This window comes from Pseudomonas sp. USTB-Z (assembly GCF_019691255.1).
Taxonomy (GTDB): domain Bacteria; phylum Pseudomonadota; class Gammaproteobacteria; order Pseudomonadales; family Pseudomonadaceae; genus Aquipseudomonas; species Aquipseudomonas alloputida.
The window spans coordinates 68290-82278 of sequence record NZ_JAECZP010000020.1 but is presented as its reverse complement, the minus strand read 5'-3'; the positions used below and the strand labels follow the sequence as shown (position 1 = coordinate 82278).

Here is a 13989-nt window from a genome sequence, read left to right as displayed (position 1 = left end):
GGCTGGCCTTGGATACCGGCCTAAAGCACTTCGAACAGGCCTGCTGCGCCCATGCCGCCGCCCACGCACATCGTCACGACCACGTACTTCACCTTACGTCGCTTGCCCTCCAGCAAGGCATGGCCGACCATCCGCGCGCCGCTCATGCCGTAGGGGTGGCCGATAGCAATGGCGCCGCCATTGACGTTCAGTTTCGCCGGGTCGATCTGCAACTGCTGGGCGCAATACAGCACCTGGCAGGCAAACGCCTCGTTCAGCTCCCATAGCCCGATATCGTCTACCGTCAGGCCCTGTTGGCGCAGTAGCTTGGGCACCGCCAATACCGGGCCGATGCCCATTTCCTCGGGGGCAAGGCCAGCCACGGCGATACCGCGGTAAAGCCCCAGGGCTGCGATGCCCGAGCGCGCCGCCAGCGCGCCCTCCATCAGCACGCAGGCACTGGCGCCATCGGACAACTGACTGGCATTGCCGGCCGTGACACAACCGCCTTCGACCACGGGCTTGAGCCCCTGTAGATCGGCCAGGGTCGTCGCCGGTCGGTTCCCTTCGTCCTGGATCAGGCGCACCTCTTCATGGCTGACAACACCTGTCAGCTTGTCCACCACCTTCTTGCGTGCGGTGACCGGCACGATTTCAGCGGCGAACAACCCTGCCGCCTGCGCCGCCGCCGTGCGCTGCTGAGACTGCAGGGCGTAGACATCCTGTGCTTCGCGGCTTATGCCATAACGCCGGGCCACCCGTTCGGCCGTTTGCAACATCGGCATGTAGGCGTGCTCGCTCATGCGCAGCACTGCGGGGTCGTAAGCCTCACTGGCCAGCTGGTTGTGCACCTGCTGCACCAGGCTGATCTGCTCCTGGCCTGCGCCAATGGTCACTTGCATGCCATCAACCATGATCTGCTTCGCCGCCGTGGCAATGGCCATCAGGCCTGAAGCGCACTGGCGGTCGACGGTCTGACCGCTGACCGTTTGGGGCAGGCCGGCGGCCAGCGCCGACAGCCGACCCGGGTTGATCGCGGCAGTGCCGCTCTGCATGGCAGTCCCCAGCACCAGGTCATCGACCTGCGCCGGTTCGATACCGGCACGTTCTACCGCGGCGCGGATGGCGACAGCCGTCATGCTGGGGGTTTTCAGGTCGTTGAAGGCGCCACGCATGGCTTTGCCGATAGGGGTGCGAGCAGTGGCGACGATCACGGCGTCTTTCATGATGGCTGTTCCTCAGGGGATAGGGGCTGCAGTTCGCTCAACACGCGCCGCAGGCAGTCAGGTACCGGCACCGGGCGCCGCCCTTCGCGGTCGACGAATACATGGACGAAGCGGCCGGTGGCGCAGGCCAATGGCTGACCGGCAAGGAACACAGCCAACTGATAGTGCACCGAGGTGTTGCCCAACCGGCCCACCACTAGGCCCACTTCGATGTCATGCGGGAAGGCCACCGGCGCCTGGTAGTCGCAGGCGGAGCTGACCACCAGCGCGATCACCCTCCCCTGGTCGATATCCAACCCGCCCTCCCGCACCAGCAGGCGGTTTACGGCGCTGTCGAAAAAGCTGTAATAGACCACATTGTTCACGTGGCCATAGACATCGTTGTCGTGCCACCGGGTGGTTATAGGCGTGAAGTGCCGATAGTGTTCACGTTGCCGGAGGTCGCTCATCAGTAGGCTGCCTCATAGATGGCCAGCGCATCGGCCTGGGTGACTTCACGCGGGTTATTGACCAAAAGGCGCTGCTGTTGCATCGCGTCTTCGGCCAGCTGGCCAAGCCGATGACGCGGTACATCGGCGTCGCGCAGGCGGTCCGGTAACCCGCAGCGGCGACCTAGCGCGGCCAGCTCGGCCACGAATTGTTCTGCCTGCTGGCGCTGATCACCGGGCTGCAAACGGGCCCCCAGCAGCGGCACGGCCAGTTCGGCGTAGTCCACTGCCGCCACCGGCAGGTTGAAGCGCAGCACATGCGGCAACACCAGCGCGTTGGCCAGGCCATGGGGAACATGAAAGTGCCCACCCAGCGGATAGGCCAGGGCATGCACCGCCGCCACCGGTGCATTGGCAAAGGCCTGGCCGGCCAGGCAAGCCCCCAGCAGCATGGCCTGGCGGGCCTGCAGGTTGCCGCCATTGTGCACAGCCTGGTCAAGGTTATCCGCCAGCAGCCGCAGCGCCTCACGGGCCAGCAGACTGGACAGCGGGTTACGTTTGAGGCGGCTGGTATAGGCTTCGATGGCATGTACCATGGCGTCGATACCGGTAGCAGCCGTCACCGCCGATGGCAGGCCGAGGGTACAGACGGCGTCGAGCACTGCCAGGTCTGGCAACAGCAGCGGCGAAACAATGCCCATCTTGGTGGTGGCACCGGTGGTGACGATGGCGATCGGCGTCACCTCCGAACCGGTACCTGCCGTGGTGGGCACCTGGATCAACGGCAGCCGGCGGCCCTTGGCCCTGTCGATGCCGTACAGCTCGGCGATGGGCTGCGAACAGTCGCGGTGGGCCAGCAGCGCAACCAGCTTGGCCACATCCATCGAGCTGCCGCCGCCGAACCCCACCACCAGGTCGGCGCCGATATGCCGGGCGCGCTGGGCGGCCGCCAGCACGCATGCCTCGCTAGGGTCGGCCGTAACCTCACTGAAGATCGCCACACCGACCTTGGCTGCCGTGAACCCCGGCAGCAGGTCATCAAGCATGCCAAGGCGGGCGATACCCGGGTCACTGATAATCAAAACACGCTTGGCACCGCGCTCACGGCACAGACCTGCAAGGCGCTGCACCGCGCCGGGTTCGCAGAGGATCTGCGCAGTGGTGGCAAAGCTGAAAGGCTGCATCGCACTCTCCTTGTTCGTGTGGTTTGCCGTGCGCTAGAACGCGAAATCGCTCGCCGGTAGCGCCATCAGGCAGTCCGCGCCACCCAGCAGGGCCTCGCGGTGAGCAGTGGCGCGGGGCAGGAGCCGCCGCCAGTAGAACGTCGCGGCGTCAAGCTTGGCCCTGTAGAAGGCTGTTTCCGCGCTGCCGGCGGCAAGCGTCGCTTCAGCGCACACCGCCGCTTGCAACCACATCGCCGCCAACAGCACGTAGGCCGAGTAGGCAAGAAAATCAACCGACACTGCCCCTGACTCCTGGGGGTCGCGTTGACAGGCCTCGACCACATGGGCGGCCAGGACGCGCCATTCCTCCAGACGTTGCCCCACGGCCGTCGCCATGGCCTGCAGGCCGTCGAGCGCATTGGCAGCCCTGACGTGCGGCGCCATTTCGTCGATCAGCAGATTGAGCTCGGCCCCGCCGTCCCCCAGGACCTTGCGGCGTATCAGGTCGAGGGCCTGTATGCCGTTGGTGCCTTCATAAAGCTGGGTGATGCGGCTATCGCGCATCAACTGCTCCATCCCCCACTCGCGGATGTAGCCGTGACCGCCGTACACCTGCACCCCAAGACTGGCGACTTCCTGACCGACGTCGGTGAAGAACGCCTTGACGATAGGGATCAGCAACGCCGCCCGCCGAGCTGCGGCCTGGCGCGCCGGTGCATTTTTCGCAGCATGCTCCAGGTCCAGTTGCCGAGCGGTGTAGATGCCCAGCATGCGACAGCCCTCGGTAAGGGTCTTCTGGGTCAGCAGCATGCGCCGCACGTCTGGATGGACGATGATCGGATCGGCAGGCTTTTCCGCTGCCACCGGCCCAGCAAGCGAGCGCGACTGCAGACGCTCCCGGGCGTAGGCCAGCCCTCCCTGAAAAGCGGCCTCGGCAATACCAAGCCCCTGCAGGCCGACCTGGAAGCGGGCATCGTTCATCATGGTGAACATGCAGGCCAGGCCCTGGTTGGCCTCCCCCACCAGCCAGCCCTGGGCACCGTCGAAGTTCATCACGCAGGTCGATGCCCCCTTGATGCCCATCTTGTGCTCCAGCGCCCCGCAGCCCAGCGCATTGCGCTCGCCACCGGGCAACAGCTTGGGCACCAGGAACAGGCTGATGCCCCTGACACCGGCCGGCGCATCAGGCAGGCGCGCGAGTACCAGATGAACGATGTTGTCGGTCAGGTCCTGCTCGCCACCACTGATGAATATCTTGCTGCCGGTAATGCGATAGCTGCCGTCCGCTTCGGGCTGGGCGCGGGTACGCAGCAACGCCAGGTCGGTGCCGGCCTGCGGCTCGGTCAGGCACATGGTGCCGGCCCACTCGCCACTGACCATCCGGCTCAGGTAGGCCTGCTTGAGTGGCTCGCTGCCATGGCGATGCAACGCCAGGACCGCGCCCTCGGTCAGGCCGGAGTAGATGCGGAACGACAACGACGCTGCCATCAGCATTTCATGGAAGCTGGCCGATGCCATCTGCGGCAAACCCTGGCCACCGTAGGCCTGCGGCCCGGTCATACTGGCCCAGCCATGTTCGACGTATTGCCGATAGGCGTCCCGCATGCCGTCCGGGGTGGTGACCTCGCCGCCCACCCACTGGCAGCCCTGTTCGTCACTGTTGCGATTGAGTGGTGCGATGATTTGGCCAGTGAAGCGTGCGGCCTCCTCAAGGATGCCGTCGAGGGTGTCGCGGTCCAGTTCGATACCGAGTTGCTGGCAATGTCCGCTCAGGTCGAACAGTTCATGCAGCACGAAACGCATGTCGCGAAGGGGCGCCTGGTAGTTCATGCCTGAACCTCCCCGCGCGGTTCGAAACGCTTGCCACCGGCCACGAGTGAGTAGAGCAGCCCTGCCGGGCGCCAATGCTCGCCAAGCACGCCCTGCAGGTATTCCAGCCGGGCCAGGATAAACGGCGCCCCCTGCTCGTCAGCCCAGCGCATGGGCCCGCCAGTGGCAGCCGGGAAGCCATAGCCGTGGAGCCAGACCCGGTCGATGTCGCTGCTGCTGGCGGCGATACCTTCCTGGAGAACCTTCGCCCCTTCGTTGACCAGTGCCAGCAGGCACCGTTCGAGGATTTCCTCGGCACTGATGCCCCGACGTCGGTAGCCAAGGTTCTGAGACACCTGCAGCACCAACGCGTCGACCTGCGGGTCATGCTCGGCCTGCCGGCTGCCGGGGGCATAGCGGTAATAGCCCTGCCCGGTCTTCTGCCCAAGGCGGCCGAGCTCGCACAGTGCATTATCGACCTGCACCAGCGGGTCGTGCATGCCTTGCCCGGCCAACTGCCGGGCGCGCCACTCCAGGTCGATGCCCACCACGTCGTACATGCGGAACGGCCCCATGGCGAAGCCGAACTGCTGCAGTACCGCATCCACCTGATGTGGCAACGCCCCTTCAAGCAGCAACTTGCGCGCTTCGCCCACATAGCTGCGCAACATGCGATTGCCAATGAAACCAGGGCAGTTGCCTGCCACTATCGCCACTTTGCCCATGCGCTCGCCCAGCGCTTTGGCGGCATCGAGCACCTTCTGATCGGTGTGCGTCCCACGCACGATTTCGAGCAGCTTCATGACATGCGCAGGGCTGAAGAAATGCAGCCCCAGGACCTGGGACGGCCGCTGGGTGACGGCGGCAATCGCGTCGATGTCCAGCGCCGAGGTGTTGCTGGCCAGGATCGCACGTGGCTTGAGGTGTGCATCCAGTGCACGGAAGATTTCCTGCTTGAGCGCCAGGTTTTCATACACCGCTTCAATCACCAGGTCGGCCTCCGCCAACGCCGGATAGCCGTCCACTGCCTGCACACGCGCCAGGCAAGCGTCGGCCTGGGCCGGGGTGATGCGCTGCTTGTCCACCTGCTGGGCCCAGGCCTGGCTGACCATGCCCAGCCCGGCTTCGAGCGCTGCCGCGTTGCAGTCCAGCCACAGCACCGACAGCCCGGCGTTGGCCAGGCTGATGACGATGCCGCGGCCCATGGTGCCTGCACCTATCACAGCCACCTGATTGATCGGGAAGGGAGTATTCACGCGCAACGCTCCTGCTTTCTTGTAGGTATGAGGACTGTGATCACCCTAAGCAGGCCGAAGGTATTTTTGAAATTTCCATTTCGTATGCCATATATTTTCGGCATGAATATTTCGAACTTCGACCTGAACCTGCTGCGCGTCTTCGATATGTTGCTGCGTGAACAGAACGTATCCCGGGCAGCCGAGCGTCTGGCCCTCACCCAGCCGACCGTGAGCAATGCCCTGGCGCGCCTGCGTGACCAGCTGGGCGACCCGCTGCTGGTCCGCGTGGGCCGGCGCATGCGCCCGACACCACGGGCCTTGGCACTGGAGGGGCCAATACGAGCGGCGTTACAGCAGATCGAGCAGACGTTGGGCACCGGCGATGGCTTCGAGCCTCAGCGCAGCCATCGCCAGTTGCGCATCGCCCTCACCGATTTCGTCGAACAGCTGTGCATGCCGCCACTCCTGGCGCGGCTGGAGCTACTGGCACCCAACGTGCGCATCGACGTGGTGCACCTGGCCCCCAACCTGCCGGCCGAGGCGCTGGACCGGGGCGACCTCGACCTGGTACTGGGCCGTTTCGACGAGGTGCCGGCGCGCTTCACCCGCCACCCCTGGCGCCGTGAAACCCTGCAGATCGCGCTGCGCCAGCAGCACCCGCACCTGGTGCCGGGCCAGGCACTGGACCTCGACGCGTTCCTGGGTTTGCGGCACATCTGGGTGCACGGCGGCCAGACCCGGGGCATGGTCGACCAGTGGCTGGCCGAGCAAGGCCTGACCCGGCAAATCGCCTATACCACGCCCAACTACCTGCAGGCCGCCCATCTGGCCGCAGCCACCGACATGTGTGTGGTGCTGCCGCGGCAACTGGCGCAGCAGTTTGCGCACCTGCTGCCATTGGCGGTGTACGAACTGCCATTTGCCCTGGAGCCTTTCGAATTGGAAGTGGTGCACCTGAGCCACCGTCAGCACGACCCCGCCCTGGCCTGGCTGGTCGAACAGATCCTCACGCTCCCCCCCGCCTGAAGCCATCAGGAAACGCGATAGCGGCCATGCCGCTCTGGTATTGGCTGGTGCGCAAGCCCCTCCCCTAGAGTGTTCTGCCCCAATAACAACAAGGACATCCCATGCGCTTTTCACTGTCGATGCTGGCGCTTGCCCTGCTGGCCCCCCTTCCGAGCCTGGCCGCAACAGCGGCCAAGGATGCCACCCCGGCCACCCAGGCCAGCAACCAGCAGTGGCTGCAACGGTTGCCTTTCGAGGATCGCGTCGATTACGAAACCGCCCGGCGTGGGCTGGTCGAGCGGTTTGACGGGCCAGTCGCGACAGCCGATGGCAAGACCGTGTGGAACCTGGCCCAGTATGCTTTTCTGGAACCGGCGCAATCCCCTGCCACGGTAAACCCGAGCTTGTGGCGCATCGCTCAGTTGAACAACATCGCCGGACTGTTCAAGGTCACCGAGGGCATCTACCAGCTTCGCGGCCTGGACCTGGCCAACATGACCATCGTCGAGGGGAAGGACGGGCTGATTGTGCTTGACCCGCTGCTTGCCGTGGAGACTGCCAAGGCGGGCCTCGAACTGTACTTCAAGCACCGCCCGCGCAAGCCGGTGACCACGGTGATCTACACCCACCCGCACGTCGACCATTTCGGCGGCGTGCGCGGGGTGATCAACGAGGCGGACGTCAAGGCTGGCAAAGTCCAGGTCATCGCGCCCGAGGGGTTCTTCGAACATGCCATCGGCGAAAACGTGCTGGCCGGACCGGCCATGAAACGCCGCGCCCAGTACATGTACGGCGCCCCCCTGCCCCGTGGGCCGCGAGGCCAGGTGGATGCCGGACTGGGCAAGGGCGTGCCGGCCAATGCCACTGTCAGCCTCATCGCGCCGACGCTCGAAATCAGCCAACCGCTGCAACGCATGACCCTGAGCGGCGTGGAGGTGGAGTTCCAGCTGACCCCGGGCACCGAGGCGCCGGCGGAAATGAACATTTATTTCCCGGTGCTCAGGGCACTGTGCATGGCCGAGAACGCCACCCATGTGCAGCACAACGTACTGACGCTGCGCGGGGCACTGGTGCGCGATCCGAAAGTGTGGGCCCATTACCTGGACCAATCGCTGGCGCGCTATGGCGACCAGGCCGAGGTGGTGTTCGCCCAGCATCACTGGCCCACTTGGGGCGGCGCGGCCATCCGCGACTACCTGGCCGACCAGCGCGATATGTATGCCTTCATCGACAGCCAGACCTTGCGCCTGATCAATCAGGGCCAGACGCCCATGGAAATTGCCCAGACCTTGGCCAGCCTGCCGCCGCGCCTGGCAAGCAAATGGTACAGCCGCGACTACTACGGCTCGCTCAGCCATAACGTCAGGGCCGTCTATCAACGCTATATGGGGTTCTACGACGGCAACCCGGCCAACCTCGACCCATTGCCACCGCAAGCGGCCGGCAAGCGTTACGTGGCGGCGATGGGAGGTGCCGATCAGGTGCTGACCCAGGCCCGCCAGGCCTTCGCCGAGGGCGACTATCGCTGGGTGGCGCAATTGGTCAACCACCTGGTATTCGCCGAGCCAGACAACACCGAGGCCCGCGAACTGCAGGCCGACGCGCTGGAGCAACTGGGTTACCAGAGTGAGAACGCCACCTGGCGCAATGCCTACCTCAGTGGCGCGCAGGAATTGCGCTCAGGCGTTGCCACCGGTGCGGGTAGCGGCGGCAACGCCGATGACATGGTGCGGGCCCTGACACCCAGCCTGTTTTTCGACTATCTGGGCGTGCGGGTGAATGCCTACAAGGCTGCCGATAGCGACCTGACCATCAACTGGCGGTTTTCCGACCTGGACGAAGACTACGCGCTCACCCTGCGCAACGGCGTCCTCACCCACCGCGACCTGGCGCGCCACGCCAAGGCCGATGTAGAGGTGACCATGCGCAAGCAGACGCTGGACAGCATTGCCTTGAAGCAGACAGGCTTTCTCAAGGAAGCCACAGCAGGGGCAATCGACATCAAAGGCGAGCGGGTAAAGTTCCTGCAATTCATGGGCGGGCTGGAAGAGGCTGATTCACGCTTCAATCTCGTCACGCCCTGAGCGGCAGCGGGCGGCGCCGGCACTGCGCTCAGCCGCCCTTCGCCAACCGGCACAAGCCTGCCAATGCCATGAGCCACACCACGCTACCCAGTGCCAGCACTTCCCACGGCGCAGGCTGGCCGCGTTCGGCCTGCAACATCGCCAGGCCCCGTTCGTAACGCCGCCCCTGGCGGGTCAGCAGCGCCAGCGCGGCCACGCCCGCCAATGCCAGCACGTACACATCGCCCTGACGACAGGCCAACCCCGCCACCGCCATCAGCGCCAGCACAGTGCGCCGCCAGGCCAACTCGGTGCGTTCTGCCTGCAGGCCCGGATCACCCATGCCAGCGTGGCCACAGGACGAGACCTGCCAGCAGTACAGCGACCAGGCAGCCCAGCGCCAACAAGGGCACCAGTGCCGGCAACGGCAATGGACGTCGATGACGCAATGCCCGCTCTACCCGCAGCCAGCGCAGGCAGGCGCCCGCGCTCAGCAATGCGCTCAGCAGCATCAGGCCAGCGACCAGCCACAGCCGCAGGGGTGTCTCGAGGACGTGGCCGGCGAAGGTTTCAATGGCGATAGCGCCACCCAGCAGCGCCAGCGCGGTGCGAATCCAGGCCAGGAAAGTACGTTCGTTGGCCAGGGTGAAGCGCGGATCAGGCGCTTCACCCTGGCCCAACAGCCGCCGCGACCAGTCAGGCCGTGGTTCAGGCACGCCCATCAGCGCACACCAAAGCTGCGCAGGGCGCCGGGCGAGAAGTACGAAAGGCTGGTGCGCACATTGAAGGCAAAGGGCCGACGCTGCTCGTTGATCAAGCCCGATGCATGGTAGCGGCCACTCTTGAGGTCGTAGGTGACCTCCATGGCGTTGACCGCCACCTGGCCGCCGGGGTGAAAGAAACCATGGGCCTGTGAGGTGCGCCACAGCTCGCCACGTGCGTCGTAGCTGTCTGTTTCGAGAATGGCCCAGGTGTCTTCATCCAGGTAGAACCGGCGCTTGGCGTAGATATGCTGCGCCCCGGGCTTCAACGTCGCCTCCACGACCCATACCCGGTGCAGTTCGTAGCGGGTTGGTGCCGGGTCGATGTGACCTGGCTTGATCAGGTCCGCATAGCGCAGCTCAGGCGATGCCAAGCGGTAGCTGTTGTAGGGCACGTGCAGCGTCTGCTTGCCCAGCAGCTTCCAGTCGTACCGGTCTGGCGCGCCATTGAACATGTCGCGGCTGTCGGCGGTCCGCAGGCCGGCGGTGCCTGGGCCGGTGGTGTCATAGGCGATGTTCGGCGCCCGCCGTACCCGGCGCTGGCTGGCACTGTACACCCAGGACAAGCGCGGCTCGGCGACCTGGTCCAGTGTCTCATGCACCACCATCGCATCGCCGGCAAGCCGCGAGGGCGCCGTCATGCGGTAGGTGAAGTAATAAAGTACATTGCCCGCCCCCAGGCTGGCCAAGCCTTCAGGCCGGGCCACTTCCTGACGCGCGCTCATCAGCACGAAGCGGCCATTCTTCAGCGGCGTGACGCTGTCGGAGCTCAGGCTGTAGCTCTCGTTGCGATGCCGGGTCAGGTGGTTCCAGATCACCTCCAGGCCGTTGGTTGGCCGCGGAAAGGCGATGACGCCAGTGAAACCTCGCACACCGTTGCCCTGGTCATCCAGCTGCGCCTGCTCGGCGTTGCGGGCGGCCGATGCCGCGACCGCGTCGGGTACCGCAACACTGCGGTGGGTGGGATACACCGGCAAGCTGAGGCTGGCTGGGAAGCGTTTGAGCAAGGCCACCTGGCCGTCGGTAAGCTGACCTCGGTACTGCCGGTAGTTGGCGGCCGTGATTCGGTACAGAGGCTGCTCATCGGCAAACGGATCCAGCGGCGTGCCGTTGTCGCCCAGGCGTTGCTGGGCTGTACTCAACCCACCTTGCCAGGCCGGGATGCGCCCGTCGGGGCTGGCAGCACGCTCGGCTCCCACCGGGGTCAGGTTGTCGGGCAGGCCGGCTGCTGCCAGCGTGCCACTCGCCCAGAACAGGCCGATCATCACCATACGCATTTTCATTGTCATGCCCTCAGAAAGTGACGCCCAGGCTCAGCGAGATGAAGTCCCGGTCGCCGCGGGTGCCATAGTCGCCGTCGATAAAGTCGGTGTACGACACACTCAGGCTGTAGGTGCTGGCGAGCGTCGCATCCAACCCGACACTGATGGCCCTGGAGCCTTCGCTGAACGCCGACCCCTCCACCGGGCCGGTGCCGTGCACGTCATGTGCCCAGGACAGGTTCGGCCGCAGGTCGAAACCGGCAATCACGTTGGGGTAGGCCCAGGTGGCACGCAGCCGGTAGCCCCAGGAAAACGGGGTCATGAAGCCTTCGTCGTTGCAATGCTCAGGGGTTTTGGAAATGGCCACGCACACGCTGTTGTCCGCCAGTTCGCCGCTGTTGAACGTGCCCGAGCGCCCGTAACGGGGGCCATAGGCGCCCTCCAGACCGCCCACGTAGGTGGCGCCAGCCTCGCCTATCAACAGCAACTGGTTGGCCCCCATCACCTGGCTGAAAGCGTGAACAGCGGTTACCTGCAACTGGGTCATCTCTTTACGGCGGTAGCCGTCGAACAGCGTACTGGCGCTGTCTGGCCGCAGGCCGTCACCCAGCAAGGGCGAGCGGCCATCGACGTTCAACAACGACTGGATGATGTCGGTACCGTTGAGCTGCATGGGCATGTTCGGCCGGTAGCTCAGCTCCCCCTGCAGCGCCGTGCCGGTGCGCAGGGTAGTGGAGAACGAAAGGCCGTAGAGGCGAATGTCCTCGGGGTATTGCACCCGGTACTGCGAGGTGCCCAGGCGTAGCGCGCCGACCAGCGACTGGCCTGCGCTGGAACCCAGAAAAGCGGCACAGTCTGCAAGCCCGATAGCGAGGTTGGCGCACAACTGCGGGGCGAAACGGCGGTTGTCGAAATACGGGCTGCTGACCGTACCCAGGTAAGGCGTGCGGCTGTGGTAGTTCGCCGCGTAAGCACCAAACTCGGTGTCCAGCGCCGCCACGTACCAGCGCAGCGAAACGCCCCACTGCCCGCTGTTGCGGGCATCCTGGTCGCTGCCGCGAGGTATGCGCACGCCTTCGCGGGTGAGGTTCACACCGAACGGCGCAAGCCCGGTCACGGCTGTGGGGTTGCCGAGCAATTTGGCGCCCACGTCCAGGCCATCACACCCATCGGGCAAAAAGTCGTTGTTCGAAAAGAACGTGCCGCAGTTGTCGAGCTGGGTCTGTTCCCAGTCCAGCTGATAGAAACCGTCGACCGACAGCGCTTCGGTAAGGTTCTGGGTGAAGTAGAACAGGTTCACCGGCACCAGCGCGTCCTTCACTTCCGAGCCGGGGCGGCGCAAGGCCGCCAGGTTGAAGGGGTTGATGACGTTCAGTCCGCCCTGGATGAAGGTGCTCTCACCCCAGTTGACCACCTGCTTGCCCAACCTGAGCGAGCCCGGCTGGCCGTCGATGTCATACAGGTAGTAACCGAAGGCATCGAGCAGCTGGCTACCTGCGGTCTTGGCCGAACGCTTGCGGTTATTGTCATCGACCTGCTTGAAGCGCTGATCGTGATCACGCAGGGCCGTGTCGTACCAGTAGGTACCGCGAAGGAACACCCCCAGGTTATCGTGCTTGAGCTCCAGGTCATGGGTGCCTTTGAACACCGCTGAAAACACATCGCCAGAGGCAAAGTTCAGGCGGCCGTCATCGCTGTTGGCGCTGTTGTGCAGGGCCGGGTCAGGGTTGGCAGTCGCAAGGCTGGTACCAAAGGAAAGCGCCGAGTCGAATTGCCCCTCAAGTTCACCCCAGTGAAACTGAGCGGCACAGGCAGACGCAGAAAAAAGTACTGATGAGGCAAGTACCGACAACGGTCCCGAGCGACCGAAAATACGAGATGCCATCACTCTTAACCTCTTATTGTGTTTATTAGAGAGTGAATTGCGAGTTAATGCTTAAGTACGGCGCAAAGGCCTGCAGGCAAGGGCTTGGGTAATTATTCGAACGTTTCTGTTATCCTCGTTTTGCTGCTTACCGATACTAAGTAGGCCACCGGGGCTGAACAAATAGCGTCTCCCGATGGTTGCCATATCACTTCGGCATAGCCTGAGAACCACAATGACTTTGAAACAGCTGCGTTATTTGATCGCCATTGTCGAAGCCGGCAGTTTTTCCAATGCCGCACGCCAGGCGTTCATCGCCCAACCGGCCTTGAGCAGACAGATAGGCCTGCTGGAGAGCGAACTGGAAATGCAACTGCTGGCGCGCCAGCATGACGGTATCGAACTGACCGATGCCGGGCGGCAGTTGTACGAGGTGGCCCGATCGGTCGTGCAGCAACTCGATTCGGTGAAGGATGAGCTGAAGTCCAGCCGCGGCAACCCCAAGGGGCACGTGGCCATCTCGATTCCCGCCACGGCCTCGGCACTGTTGTTGCCGGCCATCATTACCCAGGCCCAGGCACGCTTCCCGGGGATCAAGCTCACCGTATGGGATGGCCTGAGCCGCGAAGGTGGCCAGGCGATCGAGCTGGGCAAGGTGGATTTCGGCGTAGTGCCCAACGCCGAAGAACTTGTCCATGTGGTCGCCGAGCCCGTGTTTTCCGAAGACCTGTACTGGGTCGGCCTGCCTGGGCACGGTCCTGACGAGTCGCCCATCACCTTGGCTGAAGCCGCAGCGAGCCGCCTGGTAATGCCACCCCGTAGCCTGCACTTGCGCAGGCGCATCGAGCAGGCTGCCATGGAGACCGGTGTGACCCTGGACTCCAGCTACGAACAGCAGTCCGCCCCCGGTATCACCAGCCTGGTCCGTGCTGGCCTGGCGGCCACCATCAGCAACTGGCCGCCGCTGCTGGATTTGGCCGCGCCTGCCAGCGCGCGGCTGATAGTGGAACCGCGCATCACCCGCACCATCGCCTTGGCCCACTCGCAGCACAAGCCGCTGTCGTTCGCCGCCGCCTGCATGCGCGATCTGGTGCGCGCACTGCTGGTGGATGCGGTGCGCAACGAGCGCTGGAAAGGAACCTTGATCGAGCGCGAGGCCCTGGCGGAGCAGAGCCTCTGAGCGCTGTGCAC

General features: G+C 64.6%; 12 protein-coding genes. 3 read left to right on the top strand and 9 right to left on the bottom strand.

Annotated elements, in window-relative coordinates; all coding sequences use genetic code 11:
* Nucleotides 1-20 precede the first annotated feature (20 nt).
* Genes I8746_RS20885 through I8746_RS20865 form a run of 5 tightly spaced genes read right to left on the bottom strand, consistent with a single transcriptional unit; the run spans nt 21 to nt 5861 of the window.
* Nucleotides 21-1205: an acetyl-CoA C-acyltransferase gene (locus I8746_RS20885; RefSeq protein WP_014753993.1), complete on the bottom strand. Its 1185-nt coding sequence runs from the start codon at nt 1203-1205 to the stop codon at nt 21-23.
* Entirely contained in the window at nt 1202-1654 is a 453-nt protein-coding gene (locus I8746_RS20880) for a thioesterase family protein (RefSeq protein ID WP_003247263.1), read from the bottom strand. The genes I8746_RS20885 and I8746_RS20880 overlap by 4 nt, the downstream gene beginning before the upstream one ends.
* Nucleotides 1654-2817: an iron-containing alcohol dehydrogenase gene (locus I8746_RS20875; protein WP_221101031.1), complete on the bottom strand. Its 1164-nt coding sequence runs from the start codon at nt 2815-2817 to the stop codon at nt 1654-1656. Before I8746_RS20875 ends, I8746_RS20880 begins: the two co-directional genes overlap by 1 nt.
* A gap of 33 nt (nt 2818-2850) precedes the next feature.
* Nucleotides 2851-4626: an acyl-CoA dehydrogenase C-terminal domain-containing protein gene (locus tag I8746_RS20870; RefSeq protein WP_014753995.1), complete on the bottom strand. Its 1776-nt coding sequence runs from the start codon at nt 4624-4626 to the stop codon at nt 2851-2853.
* The gene (locus I8746_RS20865) at nt 4623-5861 is read right to left on the bottom strand and encodes a 3-hydroxyacyl-CoA dehydrogenase (RefSeq protein ID WP_012053217.1); all 1239 of its coding nucleotides are present in this window, start codon (nt 5859-5861) and stop codon (nt 4623-4625) included. The genes I8746_RS20870 and I8746_RS20865 overlap by 4 nt, the downstream gene beginning before the upstream one ends.
* Nucleotides 5862-5945: 84 nt before the next feature.
* Between I8746_RS20865 and I8746_RS20860 the strand changes: the two genes are divergently transcribed.
* A complete protein-coding gene (locus I8746_RS20860) occupies nt 5946-6869 on the top strand; it encodes a LysR family transcriptional regulator (RefSeq protein WP_041168508.1) in 924 nt (307 codons plus the stop codon).
* Between the two features lie 101 nt (nt 6870-6970).
* A complete protein-coding gene (locus tag I8746_RS20855) occupies nt 6971-8932 on the top strand; it encodes an alkyl/aryl-sulfatase (protein WP_012053219.1) in 1962 nt (653 codons plus the stop codon).
* Nucleotides 8933-8960: 28 nt separating this feature from the next.
* On the opposite strand, the gene I8746_RS20850 is transcribed toward I8746_RS20855, so the two are convergent.
* Genes I8746_RS20850 through I8746_RS20835 form a run of 4 tightly spaced genes read right to left on the bottom strand, consistent with a single transcriptional unit; the run spans nt 8961 to nt 12819 of the window.
* Complete coding sequence (locus I8746_RS20850; RefSeq protein WP_003247257.1) at nt 8961-9254, bottom strand: DUF202 domain-containing protein; 294 nt, start codon at nt 9252-9254, stop codon at nt 8961-8963.
* Nucleotides 9247-9633, bottom strand: coding sequence for a YidH family protein (locus I8746_RS20845; RefSeq protein WP_003247256.1), 387 nt, complete (start codon nt 9631-9633; stop codon nt 9247-9249). Before I8746_RS20845 ends, I8746_RS20850 begins: the two co-directional genes overlap by 8 nt.
* A complete protein-coding gene (locus I8746_RS20840; protein ID WP_017147819.1) occupies nt 9633-10943 on the bottom strand; it encodes a DUF1329 domain-containing protein in 1311 nt (436 codons plus the stop codon). The genes I8746_RS20845 and I8746_RS20840 overlap by 1 nt, the downstream gene beginning before the upstream one ends.
* A gap of 22 nt (nt 10944-10965) precedes the next feature.
* Nucleotides 10966-12819: a DUF1302 domain-containing protein gene (locus I8746_RS20835; RefSeq protein ID WP_017147820.1), complete on the bottom strand. Its 1854-nt coding sequence runs from the start codon at nt 12817-12819 to the stop codon at nt 10966-10968.
* A gap of 214 nt (nt 12820-13033) precedes the next feature.
* Between I8746_RS20835 and I8746_RS20830 the strand changes: the two genes are divergently transcribed.
* Nucleotides 13034-13978 (top strand): LysR family transcriptional regulator, encoded by a 945-nt coding sequence (locus tag I8746_RS20830; RefSeq protein ID WP_014754004.1) that lies wholly within the window; start codon nt 13034-13036, stop codon nt 13976-13978.
* Nucleotides 13979-13989 lie beyond the last annotated feature (11 nt).